This window comes from Undibacterium sp. GrIS 1.8 (assembly GCF_040544445.1).
Classification (GTDB): domain Bacteria; phylum Pseudomonadota; class Gammaproteobacteria; order Burkholderiales; family Burkholderiaceae_D; genus Undibacterium.
This window is the reverse complement of sequence record NZ_JBEONQ010000043.1, coordinates 19,900-37,761: the sequence shown is the minus strand read 5'-3', so window position 1 is coordinate 37,761 and position 17,862 is coordinate 19,900. Positions and strand designations below refer to the sequence as shown.

The following is a 17,862-nucleotide window of genomic DNA, read 5'->3' as shown; positions in this document are numbered from 1 at the left end:
GTTTTGGCATGTCCAGAACTGTACACACCCGTTTTCTTTTTTAGGTTTACGTCTTTACATCTTGTTACAATTCTCTTGTTTTTGCGTAAGTCCTACTACTATTGAACTCAGCCTCTGCTGCGGAGCATGGCACTGCAACAGAAGCAAAAGCGATGGTGCAAAAGGTGATTGCAGCGATGAAAAAAACCAGTGTTGATGCCACCGTTGCAGAAATCAATAAGCGTGATGGGCAGTATTCAGATAAAGATCTCTATGTCGTCGTCTACGATATGGCGGGAAAAAATTTGGCGCACTTGAATCCTAAAATGGTCGGTAAAGACATGATAGAACTCAAGGACGAAGATGGAAAATCCTTCATTAAGGACAGGATTGAGATCGCTAAGAAAAAGGGCAGTGGATGGCAAGACTACCGATTCTTGAATCCTATCAGCAAACAAATAGAATCTAAGTCGATGTATGTCGAAAAATACGAAAACGTCATCATCGGTTGTGGTATCTACAAATAAACATTTTTGAGTAAGGCTATGCTTTATACATTCGGCGGATTGAGTAGCAACCGGCCGAATTAAGCCGCAGCCAGCTCATGCAAAGGCCATCGAGGCCGTACATTAAAACTATAGTCCCGCTGCGCCAGAGCAGGATTTTTTTTGAGCCTCATGGCACCCGCAAAAGCGATCATCGCGCCGTTGTCAGTACAGAATTCCAGCTCTGGATAAAAAACCTGAAATCGTTTTTTCTGTGCGGCAGCATTGAGTGCGCTGCGTAGCTGTGAGTTAGCACCGACGCCGCCGGCAATAACCAGCCGTTTCATCCCATGCTCTTTCATCGCAGTGACGCATTTTGCTACCAGTACATCCACCAAAGCATCGACAAAGCCACGGGCGATATTGGCCTTGTCCTGGTCGCCAAGCTGTCCATTAATGGCGTTCGGATGATTTTTGACGACCGTTAGTACTGCTGTCTTCAAGCCAGAAAAACTGAAATTTAAATCTTTAGAGTGCAGCATCGGACGTGGAAACTTATACGCCAGCGGATCGCCAGATTCGGCTAAACGCGAAATCGCAGGACCGCCCGGATACGTCAAGCCAAGCAGTTTGGCAGATTTGTCAAAAGCTTCGCCTGCTGCGTCGTCCAGCGTTTCTCCTAACAATTGATACTGGCCTACACCATCGACTCGCATCAATTGTGTATGACCGCCGGACACCAATAACGCAATAAATGGAAATGCTGGCGGTTTGCTCGCCAATAGAGGCGACAGTAGATGTCCTTCAAGATGATGTATGCCTAAGACTGGCTTATCCAAGGCTAGGCCAAGTCCGCAAGCAACCGATGCGCCTACTAATAAAGCGCCGGCCAAACCGGGTCCCTGGGTATAGGCAATCGCATCAATCTGGTCACGTGACAACTGCGCATTACTCAGTACCTCTTCTAATAAGGGAATGGCGCGGCGAATATGGTCACGCGATGCCAGCTCTGGCACCACACCGCCGTATTCTTGATGCATCGCAATTTGTGAGTGCAAGGCATGCGACAATAAACCGTGCTCGGTGTCATACAAAGCGAGACCGGTTTCGTCACAAGAAGATTCAATGCCAAGAACGATCATAGATTTTTTTCTGGTAATTTGTAACAGAGTGGAGCGATTCTTGCATGTCTGTTCCCAACAAGTGTGTTCAACAGAACATGCCAATTTCGCGCAAGATCAGGATTATAGCGACTAGCAGCAATACTATCAGTAAGCACTAGGATCAGATGACCAACCGCAAGCCTCCAGATTCTGGTGTAACACCTCTCAGCCTCAAGATTGTGGTGGTGAATACGGTCGTCTTGCATGAGGATGAGCAAGACCTGCAGGTACAGGCGCAGTTGGCGCGCTCACGAGCCTTGCGCATTGGTTTATTGCAAGCTGGCTATAACATCATCGCCTCTATTCCAGGCGATTTCTACATGATAGATCGCATCGCGCAGTTACAGCCTGATATGATCATTATTGATGCTGAATCTGATTCGCGTGATGTGCTAGAACATATGGTGCTGGCGACCCGCGACGCGCCCAGACCCATCGTCTTGTTCACCGAGGACGGCAATCAATCCAATATGGCGGCCGCGATGGAAGCGGGCGTTTCTGCCTATGTCGTTGCTGGCTTGCACGCCGAACGTATTAAGCCGGTGCTGGATGTTGCGATGGCGCGCTTCAATGCCGATCAAAAGTTGCGTTCCGAGCTATCGGATACCAAGGCCAAACTGGCAGAGCGTAAAACCATCGAACGTGCTAAAGGTTTGCTAATGGAGCGTTACCATTTGTCAGAGAACGATGCGTATCAAAAACTGCGTAAGCAAGCGATGGAAAAAAACCTGAAACTGGTCGATCTGGCGCAGCGTATGTTGGATGTCGCCGATCTTCTGGGTTGATTTTGATGCGTGCAAAAATAGTGCGCTGCACAAATTAAGTGCCGCATTTACGTGCAGTCAGCGAATGTAAATCAATTTTTATTGGTAAAAGAATATTTTAAACGCTTTAAATGTAGAAAAATCCTGAAAAAAACCATGGCACGGCATTTGCATTAGAAATAGCAAGCGCCAACGATGGCGCAATTGCGAATCAGGCTAACGGCGGTCGGTTCGTATCAGACAAAGGTGTCTTTCCATGCAGCTCTTTTGAGTTTGCTGGTCAGGCGCCTTTTTTTTGTCCCGATTTTTTATGCTGGAGCACAATTATGTCGAATCACGAAACACCGAAGCAGGTACGAAAGCAGACATTTAAGCAAGCAAGTAGCGACGCAATAACTCATTCCGACAATAATGAAGGCGGTCACGATGATCAGGCAATCAATCTTAAGCGTCGTAGCGTTGTGCAAAGTGCCAGCTTACTTGCAGGAGCTAGCATGATGGGTTTATCGACCGGTGGTGTGTGGGCAGCAGGTTCCGACAAGCCAGAAAAAGAAGAGGTCCGTATTGGCTTCATTCCACTGACTGATTGCGCTTCGGTGGTCATGGCGTCGGTGCTGGGCTTTGATAAAAAATACGGCATCAAAATCATACCGAGCAAAGAATCCTCCTGGGCTAGCGTACGCGACAAATTAGTCAATGGCGAACTTGATGCGGCGCATTGTTTGTATGGCTTGATTTATGGCGTGCAAATGGGTGTCAGCGGTACCAAAAAAGACATGAATGTTCTCATGACCTTAAACAATAATGGTCAGGCAATCACCTTATCCAAAAAGCTGGCAGATAAAGGCGCAGTCGATGGTCCTGGCCTCGCCAAGCTAGTGCAAATGGATAAACGCGAATACACCTTCGCGCAGACTTTCCCTACCGGTACGCATGCGATGTGGTTGTATTACTGGCTAGCGACCTATGGCATCAATCCTATGAAGGACGCCAAAGTCATCACCGTACCGCCACCGCAAATGGTTGCCAATATGCGTGTTGGCAATATGGATGGCTATTGCGTTGGCGAGCCATGGAACCATCGCGCGATTGCCGATGGTATTGGCATCACTGCTGCAACGACACAAGATATCTGGAAAGATCATCCAGAAAAAGTGCTGGGTACCACAGCTGAATTTGTGCAAAAAAATCCGAATACTGCCAGAGCAATGACCGCCGCTATTTTAGAAGCGAGTCGCTGGATCGATGCTTCGCTGACCAACAAAAATAAGATGGCAGAAACCATCGCAGATAAGTCTTATGTCAACACCTCAGTTGACGTGATCAATCAACGTATTTTAGGTCGCTATCAAAATGGTTTGGGCAAAACCTGGGACGATCCTAACTACATGAAATTCTTTAATGATGGCGTGGTCAATTTCCCTTATCTGTCCGATGGTATGTGGTTCCTGACCCAGCACAAACGCTGGGGTTTGCTTAAGACTGATCCTGATTATCTGGCGGTTGCCAAAGCAGTGAATCGTATCGATATTTATAAAGATGCTGCGGCGATGGCAAAAGTCAGTGTGCCAAAAGAGGCGATGCGTAGTAGCAAGCTAATCGACGGCACAGTATGGGACGGGAAAAATCCAGCGGCCTATGCCGCAGCGTTCAAGATTAAGGCTTAGGAGTCGTCATGAGCATACTGGTCCAGGGCGTTAATGGTGTTGTGAGCGATACGACAAACGTAGAGCAAGTATCCACCGTAAAGTTTGCTGATGAAGTAAAAGAGGTCAACGCCATGCCGAGCATAGAAAATACAGGGAGCAAAGAAAAGTCTGAAAAGAAGGCCTCAAAACAGCGCTCCATGCGGCCATTTTTTCTCAGTGTTTTGCCACCATTACTTGGTATTGGTTTTTTAGTGCTGGTGTGGGAAATCATCGCATTTAAAACGACTTCCTTCCCATCCCCTTGGGTTACTTTGCAAGAGGCTATTCATCTTTTTTCAGACCCGTTTTATCGCAATGGACCGAACGATCAAGGCATAGGCTGGAATATTTATGCGTCCCTCAAACGCGTCGCTCTAGGCTTTGGTCTGGCAGCCGTCGTCGGCATTCCGCTAGGTTTTATGATCGGCAGATTCCGGTTTTTATCGGGCATGTTTAATCCTATCATCAGCTTGTTAAAACCGGTCTCACCTTTGGCATGGTTGCCTATCGGTTTGCTGGTATTTAAGTCGGCTGACCCTGCTGCAATCTGGTCTATTTTTATCTGCTCCATCTGGCCGATGATTATCAACACCGCGATTGGCGTACAGCGAGTACCACAAGATTATATGAACGTAGCGCGGGTGCTTAACTTATCTGAATGGAAGATTATCACCAAGATTTTATTCCCTTCGGTATTGCCCTATATGTTGACAGGTGTGCGTCTTGCGATTGGTACTGCCTGGCTCGTCATTGTTGCAGCAGAGATGTTGACTGGTGGCGTCGGTATCGGATTTTGGGTCTGGGATGAATGGAATAATCTCAACGTTCCCCACATCATCATCGCGATTGTTGTGATTGGTTTAGTGGGTTTGGTTTTGGAACAAATTTTAGTCGCTATTGCTCGTGCTTTTACTTATGAAGAGGTATCGTCATGACCGCATCTGAACTCCTCACGATAGAAGAACAATCTAAAGACCCTGCGGGCGATCAAAAATATATTGAAGTCAATCAAGTCGAGATGATGTTCAATACCAAAAAGGGTAGCTTCCATGCGCTGCGTGATATTAATCTCAAAGTCCGCAAAGGCGAATTTATTACCCTGATTGGTCACTCTGGTTGCGGTAAATCCACTTTGCTCAATTTGATTGCTGGTTTAACTGTCGCCACATCCGGTACTTTGCTTTGTGCGCACAGAGAAATTTCCGGCCCGTCGCCAGAACGCGGTGTGGTATTTCAAAACCATTCTTTGCTCCCTTGGTTGACCTGCTATGAAAACATTTATCTGGCAGTCGAGCGGGTTTTTGGCGCAGCGGAAAACAAAACTAAGCTACAAAAACGCACCATGCAAGCGCTGGCACTGGTTGGTTTAACCCACGCAGAAAAAAAACGTCCAAATGAAATCTCCGGCGGGATGAAGCAACGTGTCGGCATCGCCCGCGCCCTCGCTATTGAGCCCAAAGTCTTGCTAATGGATGAACCGTTCGGCGCACTCGATGCACTCACCCGCGCCCACTTACAAGACGAGCTGTTGAAGATTGTCGCCAAGACACAATCCACCGTCGTGATGGTGACGCATGATGTGGACGAGGCAGTCTTGCTGTCTGATCGTATCGTGATGATGACCAACGGTCCGGCAGCGACTATCGGTGAAATTCTCAGTGTGAAATTAGACCGGCCACGTGAACGGGTAGAGCTGTCACAAAATCCGCAGTACGCCGAATATCGCAGTGCCGTGCTGGAGTTTTTGTATCACAGGCAATCGCATCCATCAAAAGATGCAGCTTAAAACTAATACAAAACTGACATAGAGACAGATGTTCCGTGTCCGCTGGCAGACAGTGATTTGAGGAGTAACAAATGAAAAAGCTTAAATTGGTCATGGTAGGCAACGGCATGGCCGGTGTCCGCACCTTAGAAGAATTACTAAAGATCGCACCTGATCTGTATGACATTACGGTGTTCGGCGCAGAGCCGTATGCTAATTACAACCGGATATTATTGTCCCCCGTTCTGGCAGGAGAACAGACTATACAAGACATCATGCTTAATGATGTGGACTGGTACGAGCAAAACAATATCACTCTGTATCTGGGTAAAAAGATCGTCAAGATTGACCGGGTAAAACGTCTGGTGATTGCCGAGGATGGTACCCAGACCGAATACGATCGCTTATTGCTGGCAACTGGCTCTACGCCATTTATGTTGCCAGTGCCAGGCAAAGATTTAAAAGGAGTGATTGCCTATCGCGACATCCACGACACTAACACCATGATAGAGGCTGCGACACAGCATCAACATGCGGTCGTGATCGGCGGCGGCTTGCTGGGATTAGAAGCGGCGAATGGTCTGAAATTGCGTGGCATGGATGTCTCGGTAGTGCATTTGCCAGGTTGGTTGATGGACAGACAATTAGACCCAGTCGCCGGTGGCATGCTGAGAAAATCATTAGAGGATCGCGGCCTTAACTTCTTATTAGAAAAAAATACAGAAGCGATTATCGGCGACGAACATGGTCGCGTTAAAGCGATTCGCTTCTCGGATGGTCTAGAAATTCCTGCACAGTTGATTGTGATGGCAGTTGGGATTCGCCCCAACACCGCATTAGCAGAATCCGCAGGCATTTATTGCAACCGGGGCATCATCGTTAATGACACGATGCAAACCTACGATCCAAGGATTTATTCCGTCGGTGAATGCGTCAATCATCGCGGTACGGTGTACGGCTTAGTGGCACCTTTGTTTGAAATGGCCAAAGTATGTGCGACCCATTTAGCCAATTTTGGCATTGGTCGTTATCAGGGTTCCGTCACCTCTACCAAACTCAAAGTCACTGGCATTGATTTGTTTTCTGCTGGCGAATTTATGGGCGGCAAAGATACAGAAGAAATTATTTTGTCCGACCCGATAGGTGGCGTGTATAAAAAACTAGTACTTAAAGATGACAAGCTGATTGGTGCCTGTTTGTACGGCGATACGGTGGATGGTAGCTGGTATTTCTCTCTGCTGCGTGAAGGTAAAAACATCTCTGAGATTCGTGACACGCTGATGTTTGGCGAATCCAATACCGGTCGTCCTGGCGATGTCGGACATGAGGGTTTTACTAAGGCGGCTGCCATGCCAGATACCGCCGAAGTCTGCGGTTGCAATGGTGTGTGCAAAGGTGCCATCGTTAAAGCGATTAAAGAGAAGGGCTTGTTTACCCTGGAAGATGTGCGCAAACATACCAAGGCATCAGCCTCTTGCGGTTCATGCACGGGATTGGTGGAGCAGATCATTATGTTCACCGCGGGTGGCGATTACTCCAAGCCAAACAAAGCCAAAGCCATGTGTAGCTGCACCGATCATACGCATCAGGAAGTCCGCGACGCGATCAAAAAAGAGAAGCTATTGACGGTTATCTCCACCATGCAAACCATGGCATGGCGCACACCAAATGGCTGTTCATCTTGCCGGCCAGCGATCAATTATTATTTGATTTCTACCTGGCCGCGTGAGGCGATCGACGATCCGCAATCGCGCTACATTAATGAACGTTCGCATGCCAATATTCAAAAAGATGGCACCTATTCTGTCATTCCGCGTATGTGGGGTGGCGAGACCAATGCCCGCGATTTGCGCCGGATCGCCGACGTCGTGGATAAATTTAATATCCCGACGGTGAAGGTGACGGGCGGTCAACGGATCGATTTACTTGGCGTAAAAAAAGAAGATCTGCGTGAAGTCTGGCATGACTTAGGAATGCCATCCGGTTTGGCCTACGCCAAGGGTTTGCGGACGGTGAAGACTTGTGTCGGTAGCGAATGGTGTCGTTTCGGTACTCAAAACTCGACCTTGATGGGACAACAGTTGGAGCGTGAACTGGCGCTGATGTATTCGCCGCATAAAGTCAAACTGGCGGTGTCAGGTTGTCCGCGTAATTGCGCCGAGGCAGGTATCAAAGACGTCGGTGTGATTGGTGTCGATTCGGGCTGGGAGATTTATGTCGGTGGCAACGGAGGTATCAAAACCGAGGTCGCACAATTTCTGGTCAAGCTGAAAACGCATGAAGAAGTAATGGAATATTCCGGCGCGTTTTTGCAACTGTACCGCGAAGAAGGTTGGTATTTGGAGCGCACCGTGCATTACATCGCGCGCGTCGGTCTTGATCATGTCAAACAAGCCGTATTGGAAGATGAAGAGCGTCGTAAAGATTTATATCAGCGCTTGCTGTTTTCGCTGGAAGGCGAATCCGATCCTTGGCATGAACCAGAAAAAGCGCAAGTCGATACGCGGCAGTTTGAAATGTTATCTGCGTCCTGAGCCAAGAACAGAACAATCGTTGAACCGGAAGGAAATACTATGTCTCAACAATGGAAGCCGATTTGCAAAGTCGATGACATTCCAGTTTTAGGCGCCCGCATCGTCACCCGTAGCGCCAAACCGGACGTCGCCATTTTTCGTAATGGCGAGAATAAAGTATTTGCGCTACTGGACAAGTGCCCACATAAAGGCGGGCCACTTTCTCAGGGCATCGTCTTCGGTGAGAAAGTTGCATGCCCGCTGCATAACTGGAATATCGAATTGCAGACGGGTTGTGCGGTGTCTCCCGATGAAGGATGTACGCAAAAATTTAGTATCAAGGTGGAGAATGAGCAGATTTTTTTAGATGCTGACGAGCTGAAAAGTCTAGGGCTGGATGTAGCTGGAGCAATGAGTTTAGTCACTACGTGATTTTTAAGTTTTTAATTTGTACAAAAAATTACGAGAACTCACAAAACTTCCCAAGTTATAGACTGAAATTTAATATACTCCCCCTCATTTTTATAAAAATAGCCTGATTGTCCAAAGAATATATGGACAATAAAATATACTGGTAATGAGTATATTTAATCTGTGTATGTATTGAATCTACTTGTTCAGTGCTTCAGGCAATCATCAAAAAGGTAAAAACATGACCGAAACCCTCTCCACCTGTTGCTATTGCGGGGTCGGTTGCGGCGTTATTATTGAGACCGGAGAGGACGCTGCCAAACAACGGCAAGTCATTGGCGTACGTGGTGATCCCAAACATCCTGCCAACTTTGGACGCTTGTGCAGTAAGGGCAGCACTTTGCATTTGTCAGCGCAACCTGCAATCCAGCGACAAACCCGCGCTCTGTATCCCGAAATGCGATCTGCCCGCGACCAATCTCGCACGCAAGTGGCCTGGGATGATGTGCTGCAACACATGGCAGAGCAGTTTGCCACTACGATCAAAACGCACGGCCCCGATAGCGTGGCCTTGTATGTCTCAGGACAATTGCTGACGGAAGATTATTACGTCTTCAATAAGCTCGCCAAGGGTTTGATCGGTACCAACAATATCGATAGCAATTCGCGCTTGTGTATGTCCAGCGCGGTCGCTGGCTATAAGCAAACCTTAGGTGCCGATGCGCCACCTGCCTGCTATGAAGATATTGATCTGGCTGAGGTCATTTTTATTGTTGGCTCCAACACGGTCTATGCGCATCCCATTTTGTATCGCCGGATTGAAGATGCCAGAAAAAATAATCCGCAACTCAAAGTCATCGTCGCTGATCCGCGCCGCACCGACACAGCCCGCGATGCCGATTTATTTTTAGCCATCCTGCCGGGCACCGATGTCGCTTTGTTCAATGGGATGCTGCATTTGTGTTTGTGGGAAGACTTAGTCGATCTTGATTACATTGCAGCACATACTGAGGGCTTCGCGCAGCTGAAACAAACCGTACGAGATTACACACCGAAATTTGTCGCGCAAACTTGCGGAATTAGCGAGGCAGATCTGGTGCAGGCGGCGCGCTGGTTTGGGCAATCCAAGGCGACGCTCTCTTTGTATTGTCAGGGGCTAAATCAATCCGCATCGGGCACGGCAAAAAACACGGCGCTGATTAATCTGCATCTGGCAACACATCAGATCGGTAAGCCCGGCGCAGGCCCTTTCTCTTTAACCGGGCAACCCAATGCCATGGGCGGGCGTGAGGTCGGTGGTATGGCTAACCTGATGTCGGGTCACAGAGAGTTATCGAATCCAGAACACCGTGCCGAGGTTGCTGCACTCTGGGGCGTAGACGATGTTCCCGCCGCGCCGGGTAAAACAGCGGTGGAGCTATTCGACGCCGTGCTTGCAGGTGAGATCAAAATTATCTGGATTGTTTGTACTAATCCTGCGCAATCAATGCCAGAGCAAAATCTTATTCGCGCTGCTCTGAAAAAGGCCGAGTTAGTGATCGTGCAGGAGGCCTACAGCACGACTGCCACCGTGCCTTATGCCGACATTTTATTACCTGCCACCACATGGGCGGAGAAGTCTGGAACCGTCACCAACTCGGAGCGCCGCATCACGCGTGTTAATCCAGCGTTGGATAAGCCAGGCGAGACCAAACATGATTGGGAAATCGCCACCCTGTTTGCACGTAAGCTGGAAGTTTTGATGGGTAAAATTACCTCAATTTTCCCTTACGAAACACCTGAGCAAGTCTGGAACGAACATCGCGAAAGTACACGTGGTCGTGATTTGGATATTACCGGCCTTTCATACGAGATTTTAGAAACTGTCGGTGCACAACAATGGCCCTACGCGGAGGGTGCCAGCCAGGGTAAATTACGTTTATATGAGGATGGTATTTTTCCGACTGCCAGCGGACGCGCTAGCTTTGTCAATACGGTATACCAGCCGGTAAAAGATAAGGTCGATGCGCGCCACCCTTTCCAACTCAATACCGGACGTTTGCGTGATCAATGGCATGGCATGAGTCGCACTGGCACGGTAGCACAGCTATTCGCGCATGCTGCTGAGCCGGGTATCGCGATGACTAAACAAGATATGGAAAGACGTCAGCTAAAAAATGGCGATCTGGTACATGTGACTAACAAGCGCGGCTCACAGATTTTTGCTGCGCAAGAGAGCGATGAAATGCGTGCCGGTCAGGTTTTTGTTGCGATGCATTGGGGTGAAGAATACATATCAGGTCGCGGCCACGGTGAGAATGCTGCTTATGGTGTGAACACACTGACTTCGCCAGCGATAGATCCAAGCTCTAAACAGCCGGAACTTAAAGCCGCTGCGGTCAAAATTGTGAAAGCAGAATTACCGTGGCGCTTTGTCGCCTTTGCCTGGGCCGAGCCTGAGCAAGTATTCCAGTTGCAGCAAGCCTTGCGCCCATTCATGCGCCAGTTTGCCTATGCGACCTGCATCCCTTTCGGACGTGAAAAAACTGGCATTATTTTCCGCGCCGCCGATGATGTCGCTGCTACACCAGAACTGATACAGGAGATAGAACAATTGTTTGGTATCGCAGGTGAGCAGGTTTTGCGTTACGACGACGCCAGACGTGGCAATACTCGACATATCACGATTAAAGACGGTGCTCTTACAGCGGTGTCATTAGCGGGCGATATCTCGGCCGAGGGTTGGCTCAAAGCCTATTTAACTGATCAGGAACCGGTCGCCAAATTAGGTCGTTTACTACTGATGCCAAGCACCAGCGCGCCGCAAGGTTTTGCGGTGCGCGGCAAAATTGTCTGCAATTGTTTAAACGTTGCAGATACCGAAATCAATCGAGCATTGACGCTGATGGGTGGCACATCGGATAGCATGCCAGATGAGTTGCTTGCAGGTTTACAATCGCGCTTAAAATGTGGCATGAGCTGCGGCTCTTGCGTACCTGAGTTGAAGAAGATGATAGTGCAGCGTGCAGCGCCCGTGCCTGCTTAAATATAATAGCTGCTTTCCCATGATTGCCGAGCGGTTTGCTCGTTGGCGGACCTTCGGTGTAAGCTATGCAGATGACAAATACAGATCACTCTATCAATCAATCCTCTAATAAAGAGGCTTTCCCTGCAGCCCGGTTTATCAAAGAAATCGGACGTGGTAAGGAAGGTGCGCGCAGTATGTCGCAAGAAGATGCGCAACTGCTGTACAGCGCCATGCTGGAAGGCCGGGTTTCAGATTTAGAAATGGGCGGCATCTTATTAGCGATGCGGATTAAAGGCGAGTCGGTCAAAGAGATTGCCGGTTTTATGGCGGCTGCGCAATATGCTGTAGTCCGTCTGACCGCGCCAGTCGATAGCGATTACGCCCCGGTGCTGATCCCAACTTATAACGGTGCTCGTAAAAAAGCAAACTTAACGCCTTTGCTGGCCTTGCTATTGGCGCGACAGGGGGTGCCAGTATTGGTACATGGAGTTTTAACCGATGCCGGGCGCGTGACGACTGCTGAGATTTTTCAGGCACTTGGTAAACCGTTAGCGACTTCTGCTGCAGAGGCCGAAGCCTTGATGTCACAGCGAGAACCAGCTTTTATGCCGATCAATGTCTTGTCGCCAGCGATGACGCGCATCTTGGCGATGCGCCGTATTCTTGGTGTGCGCAATTCTACCCACACGCTGGTGAAAATCTTACAGCCATTCACTAGCGCTGCCTTGCGCTTGACCTCTTATACCCACCCCGAATATCAGATTATGTTGCGCGAGTATTTTTCTCATAGTGCGCCGCATGAGCGTGGTGATGCATTTTTAATGCGTGGTACTGAGGGAGAAACGGTTGCCAGTACCGGTCGAGCGCAGCAGATTGATTGGTTTCATGCCGGTGAATGTACGACATTGGTACAGACACATCAAAGTTTGTCTGGCGACTTACCCGACACGCCGGAGACTTGTGATGCTATAACTACGGCACACTGGATCAGGTCGGTATTGGCAGGTGATATTCCTGTCCCTGCGAATATTGCTGATCAGCTTGAGCACTGTATCTCGGTGGCAAAATTATTGAAACAGCGCACGGTGAATACCTGAATGCTTGAATCGTTAAGTGACTGATCGTCGCTGCACAAATAAAAACGCCGGATTAAATCCGGCGTTTTTTTGACGAGCATCTAGTCGATTTTTATAAAGACTTTAAATCAATTAGAAATTGGCCTTCAGCTGAATACCATAGCTGCGTGGCTCATTCAAAATACCTGTCAAATTGTTGAAGTCAATTGCGGCGATGACTTGTTGCTTGTTCGTAATGTTGCGGCCATACGCAGCGACTTCGTATTTGCCGTCACCCCATTTGTAACCCACACGCAATCCGCCTTCTAACAAAGACTTCGCTGTGTATTCTTTTGCTTCATACAAGAACATATTGTAAGTATCTTTGTATGCCCAATCGGTAAATACGTACAGATCGCCATTGCCAATTGGTGTCGTGTATTTCAGCGTAAAGTTACCAACCCACTTCGGTGCGCGTGGTAATGGATTACCACCGATGAGCACTGTACCGGCAACTGGGCCAGCAGGATTGGTGACGGTACAGCCGTTACCGCAAGGTGCCACGAATAATTTGGCATCCTTGATTTCAGTCTCGTTATAGCTGGTGCCAAACGTGGTTTTCCAATTGCGGTTTAAGTTAGCTTGCAGTTCCAGTTCAAAACCTTGACCAGTTGCTTTATCTGCATTGACTAGTTTGTTTTGATTGACGCTGCCGCTACCTGCGGTTAATTGCAGATCTTTAACGGTGTATTGGAATACGGTTGCGCTGATACGGGCAGTATTGTCAAGAATGTCCTTCTTCACACCAGCTTCAAACGACAGATTTTTCTCTGGGTTTGCAACTGAAATATCATTGCCAAACAGAACGCGACCCTGGATACTTGGTGCGCGATAGCCGGTTGCAATACGTCCAAAAAAGTTGGTTTGCGCATCAGCTGCATAGTTCGCACCCAAATCCCAACTGACGTTAGTAGAGCTAGGATGCGCTGTCAGTTGTGCCGTGCCTGCACCGCCTCCTGGAGTCACAAAACGTTGTGCATCAAAGTCTTTTTTGTCGCTGGTATAACGCACGCCGCCGCGTAATTTCAACTGGTCATTGACAGCGTAATTAAGCGAGCCAAAAGTTGCCCAGGATTTGGAATGTTGATGCTGATTGGCATAACCATCTTGGACATTGCCAGCTAAAGAGTTGTAGTCAAAACTATCGACCTGGATATCTTCTTTAAAGTAGTACACACCAGCAATCCATTGCAGCGGATCTTTGGTATTGGACTGTACCCGGAATTCTTGAGTGATTTGTTTCAAATCAGGAATGCCGTCGGCTGTTTCTGACGGGAATGGAATAAATCCAGGCCCCATCGGCAATGCAAATGAAGCGCCATAACCACCATCCACGTCAGCGCGGCTATACACTCTGGCTTTGTCGTAACCAGTCACGGAGTAAAGAGTCATGCCATCTAAATCCCAGCGCAGACGCATGCTGGCGCCGCTGGAGTTGAGTGTCTGCTTGTTGATACCGTCAGTAGGATAGACGGAATAATCGAAACCAGGGACGATGTTATTCGTACCTTTTTGAATGATATTGGCGCGGAACAAGGTGGCATTGCCGGACATGTCGCGGCCATGCACATTAAACAAAGCGCTGAAACCACTATTTTTGTAGGCTAACTGGATACGTGCAGCTTTGTCGTCATAACCTTCCAGTGTCTTGGTACCGGTCGAGCGTGGATTGGTCACGCGGTCATCACGGGTTTGGGATTGTCCGGAAACGCGCAATGCCCAATCGCTATTCAATGGTACGTTGACAGCACCCTCCAGATTGACCGCGCCATAATTACCGAAGCCTGCATTGCCATAGCCTTCAAAGACACCGGTTGGTTTGGTGGATTCAAACTTTACTACACCGGCTGGTGAGTTACGTCCGAACAAAGTACCTTGCGGGCCACGCAAAACTTCAACCTGATCAACGTCAAACACGGGGAAGCCTTTGAGAATCGGGCTCTCTTGTACTACGTCATCATAGATCAGACCAACTGGTTGGGATGCATTCAAATCGAAATCAGTATTGCCCAGACCACGGATATAAAAACGTGGGAAAGTGCGGCCAAAATCCGATTCAATATTCAAACTTGGCACGCGGGAGGCGAGGAAGCGAATATCCATACCTGCTGCGTTGTAAGTATCGAGTGCCTCACCTTTGATGGCAGAGATCGACATCGGTACTTCTTTGATGTTTTCTGAGCGGCGGTTGGCGGTAACGATCACTGTTTCCAATTTAGTCGGATCAGTTTTGGCGTCGGTTGATGCAGGCGCGGTCTGCGCCATAGCTGCGTGCATCGGGAAAGCTGTCGCAACAGCGATCGCGAGCAGGCTTAACTTAATAGTCGGTTTAGGCATTTGATTTCATCCTTCAGGTTAAGTAATTTTTACATCAAGTCAGATCAAGTCACATCGAGTTACATCTACCGAGTTACATTTACATCAGATTAAATCGCATCAGATCGGGAGGCCGGGGAGGGCATCTACCCATTGAATGAGTGTTCAAAGCAGCGTGTGAATAGTGTCTTTACACATTCGCTTAAAGCGTCGTTATCGAACTCGTTACATTGATTTTGTGACCGACAGCGCAATCGTTTGCGTCACCGATGTTTCTGTTATCTCTTCTTGCGTAAGTCAAGTCAAGATTTAGTTAATCTTGTCTTCAAATTTCGTCAATATGTGTAAATTACGTTGCGGATTTAAAACAGAATATTGGTATGCGGGAATCTTATGAGGCCATCTTGCTGATATTGAAACGTGTTTTAAAAAAGAATAGCGGGGACTTGCGCGAACAATAATTACGGACATGTTTTTAACAAAGTCAAAGGGCGTTTTTCTGATTTTGCGAGCTTAGTGATCATTCATTCAATTGCGTTAAATCAATATACTGGAAGGATGTATTTTTAATTGTCTATATAATCATTGGTCTGCAAGAGATTTTTCATAAAAATGATGGGGAGTATATTGGCTTGTCCGTGACTGACTTGCTCATCGGCTACAATCACGGCTTCTATGTAATCGCTTCTACTATCTAAGTAAGAAAATAAAAATGAACGACTCCGTCAGCATCACACCCAAGCCCTCCGGCATATCCAGTACCCCTGGCAAACAATATGATGTCGTCGTCATTGGCGCAGGCGCAGCGGGCATGATGTGCGCCTCCGTTGCCGGGCAGCGTGGCAAAAAAGTGTTGCTAGTTGACCATGCCAGCAAGTTGGCAGAAAAAATCCGTATCTCTGGCGGCGGACGTTGCAATTTTACAAATATGCAAGCGGGGCCGAATAATTTCTTATCTGAGAATCCGCATTTTTGTAAAAGCGCTTTATCGCGCTACACCCCGCAAGATTTTTTGGCATTGATCAAACGCCATCACATCGCCTACCACGAGAAACATAAGGGGCAATTATTTTGCGATAACAGCGCAGAGGACATTATTTCTATGCTGAAGTCGGAATGCGATGCCGGTAAGGTGCAATGGCGCATGCCGTGCAAAGTTCTTGAGGTCCAGCATATTGATGATGGATTCTTGATTCAGACCGAGCAGGGCGCTATCACAGCAAAGCAGCTGGTGATTGCGACTGGTGGCTTATCGATTCCTAAAATTGGCGCAACCGAATTTTCATACAAAATCGCAAGGCAATTTGACTTGAAAATTGTCGAGCCTCGTCCAGCATTAGTGCCGCTGACGTTCGATGCCAAAACGTGGGAGCCGTTTGTACCCTTATCTGGTATTTCGCTGGAAGTTGATATAGAAACAGGCGAGAAAAAGAATAAAGCAGTATTTCGTGAGGATTTATTGTTTACCCATCGCGGCTTGTCTGGCCCAGCGGTATTGCAGATATCTAGTTTCTGGCAGGCAGGACAATCTATTACCGTTAATTTGCTGCCAGAAATTGATATCGCGGAGGAGCTAATCACCGGCAAAGCTAGCATTAAGAAAAATTTATCCAATCATCTGGCGCAGCATTTACCTGCGCGGCTGGTGGATGGATTGCTGACCGCAAATGGTTTTGCAGGCGATGCCAGAGTGGCGGATATGAGCGACAAGCGCCTGCGCCAAGTGGGTGACAGCATTAATCGCTGGCAATTAATCCCGAACGGATCGGAAGGGTATCGTAAAGCTGAGGTGACGCGCGGCGGGGTTGATACACGCGAGCTGTCGCAGCAAAGCATGATGGTGAAGAATGTTCCTGGCTTATATTTTATTGGCGAGGCGGTTGATGTGACTGGTTGGCTAGGCGGCTATAACTTCCAATGGGCCTGGGCATCGGGCGTTGCTGCGGGTAATGCGGTTGATTAGCAGGATTAGCAGGTTCGAATAAAGTTTGATTTAATAATAAAAGACTGGCGTTGTTTTTTATCGGACTAAGGTACTGCCTACTGTATTTTTATTTGTCCAGACGATATCTGGACGATAGCTATAGTTTTTAACCATACTCCCTAAAGTGTTGAATTTTACGATGTGGTTTTTGAGTTTTGGTAATGCCAGTAAAGCAGGTTTACGATTACTTTTTTGCACAAGATTGCGTAAGATTTAATCAAGCTACTTCCAAACGCCTAAAAACTCTGCTATTATCTCGTTCTTCCTATAAATTTTTCATTGGTTCCGAACTTAAATGACCACAATTCGCCTTAAAGAAAACGAGCCGTTCGAAGTCGCTATGCGTCGCTTCAAGCGCACCATCGAAAAGACCGGTCTGTTGACCGAATTGCGCGCACGCGAGTTTTACGAGAAGCCAACTGCCGAGCGCAAGCGCAAGCTGGCAGCCGCAGTAAAACGCCACTACAAACGCATTCGTAGTCAGCAATTGCCTAAAAAGATGTATTAATTTCGTTTGGTGCTGCTAGCAGTGCCATTCAAAAATTGCATTAGTATTTGGCTTTAGCATGCCCGCTCCGGTAATACGCAGCGGGCTTTGTTGTTTTTATCAATTTGCATTAAATCGCACTTAGCTAAGCGGAGTTAAGTCAATTTTTTGTACTTATTCTATCG

At 47.9% G+C, this 17,862-nt stretch carries 13 protein-coding genes; 11 read left to right on the top strand and 2 right to left on the bottom strand.

All coding sequences use genetic code 11. The features are described from left to right. Positions 1–101: 101 nt before the first annotated feature. Positions 102–506, top strand: a complete 405-nt coding sequence (locus AAKU64_RS17560) for a cache domain-containing protein (RefSeq protein WP_354362552.1) — start codon at positions 102–104, stop codon at positions 504–506. A 59-nt stretch (positions 507–565) separates the two neighbouring features. Here AAKU64_RS17560 and tsaD read toward each other — a convergent pair whose 3' ends face one another. After that, positions 566–1,606: a tRNA (adenosine(37)-N6)-threonylcarbamoyltransferase complex transferase subunit TsaD gene (gene tsaD / locus AAKU64_RS17555; protein WP_354332728.1), complete on the bottom strand. Its 1,041-nt coding sequence runs from the start codon at positions 1,604–1,606 to the stop codon at positions 566–568. Between the two features lie 146 nt (positions 1,607–1,752). On the opposite strand from tsaD, the gene AAKU64_RS17550 reads away from it, so the two are divergent. The 8 genes from AAKU64_RS17550 (at position 1,753) to ybiB (ending at position 12,872) form a co-directional block, all read left to right on the top strand. Continuing rightward, positions 1,753–2,412 (top strand): ANTAR domain-containing response regulator, encoded by a 660-nt coding sequence (locus AAKU64_RS17550; protein WP_354332730.1) that lies wholly within the window; start codon positions 1,753–1,755, stop codon positions 2,410–2,412. A 473-nt stretch (positions 2,413–2,885) separates the two neighbouring features. Beyond that, complete coding sequence (locus AAKU64_RS17545; protein ID WP_503012712.1) at positions 2,886–4,058, top strand: CmpA/NrtA family ABC transporter substrate-binding protein; 1,173 nt, start codon at positions 2,886–2,888, stop codon at positions 4,056–4,058. An 8-nt stretch (positions 4,059–4,066) separates the two neighbouring features. Next, on the top strand, positions 4,067–5,014 hold the full coding sequence (gene ntrB / locus AAKU64_RS17540) for a nitrate ABC transporter permease (protein WP_503012611.1): 948 nt from the start codon (positions 4,067–4,069) through the stop codon (positions 5,012–5,014). 83 nt (positions 5,015–5,097) lie between these two features. After that, positions 5,098–5,865, top strand: a complete 768-nt coding sequence (locus AAKU64_RS17535) for an ABC transporter ATP-binding protein (RefSeq protein WP_416200163.1) — start codon at positions 5,098–5,100, stop codon at positions 5,863–5,865. Between the two features lie 71 nt (positions 5,866–5,936). Beyond that, entirely contained in the window at positions 5,937–8,378 is a 2,442-nt protein-coding gene (gene nirB / locus AAKU64_RS17530) for a nitrite reductase large subunit NirB (protein WP_354332733.1), read from the top strand. 39 nt (positions 8,379–8,417) lie between these two features. Then, positions 8,418–8,789, top strand: coding sequence for a nitrite reductase small subunit NirD (gene nirD, locus AAKU64_RS17525; RefSeq protein WP_354362550.1), 372 nt, complete (start codon positions 8,418–8,420; stop codon positions 8,787–8,789). A gap of 220 nt (positions 8,790–9,009) precedes the next feature. After that, on the top strand, positions 9,010–11,793 hold the full coding sequence (locus AAKU64_RS17520; protein ID WP_354362549.1) for a nitrate reductase: 2,784 nt from the start codon (positions 9,010–9,012) through the stop codon (positions 11,791–11,793). Positions 11,794–11,864: 71 nt separating this feature from the next. Continuing rightward, the gene (gene ybiB / locus AAKU64_RS17515) at positions 11,865–12,872 is read left to right on the top strand and encodes a DNA-binding protein YbiB (RefSeq protein ID WP_354332739.1); all 1,008 of its coding nucleotides are present in this window, start codon (positions 11,865–11,867) and stop codon (positions 12,870–12,872) included. Between the two features lie 111 nt (positions 12,873–12,983). On the opposite strand, the gene AAKU64_RS17510 is transcribed toward ybiB, so the two are convergent. After that, complete coding sequence (locus tag AAKU64_RS17510; RefSeq protein ID WP_354332740.1) at positions 12,984–15,227, bottom strand: TonB-dependent receptor; 2,244 nt, start codon at positions 15,225–15,227, stop codon at positions 12,984–12,986. A gap of 691 nt (positions 15,228–15,918) precedes the next feature. Here AAKU64_RS17510 and AAKU64_RS17505 point away from each other — a divergent pair. Both AAKU64_RS17505 and rpsU read left to right on the top strand, forming a co-directional pair. Then, positions 15,919–17,169 carry a BaiN/RdsA family NAD(P)/FAD-dependent oxidoreductase gene (locus AAKU64_RS17505; protein ID WP_354332742.1) on the top strand — a complete coding sequence of 417 codons (1,251 nt, stop codon included), beginning with the start codon at positions 15,919–15,921 and terminating at the stop codon, positions 17,167–17,169. Between the two features lie 316 nt (positions 17,170–17,485). Then, a complete protein-coding gene (gene rpsU, locus AAKU64_RS17500; protein ID WP_005877634.1) occupies positions 17,486–17,698 on the top strand; it encodes a 30S ribosomal protein S21 in 213 nt (70 codons plus the stop codon). Positions 17,699–17,862: the final 164 nt, after the last annotated feature.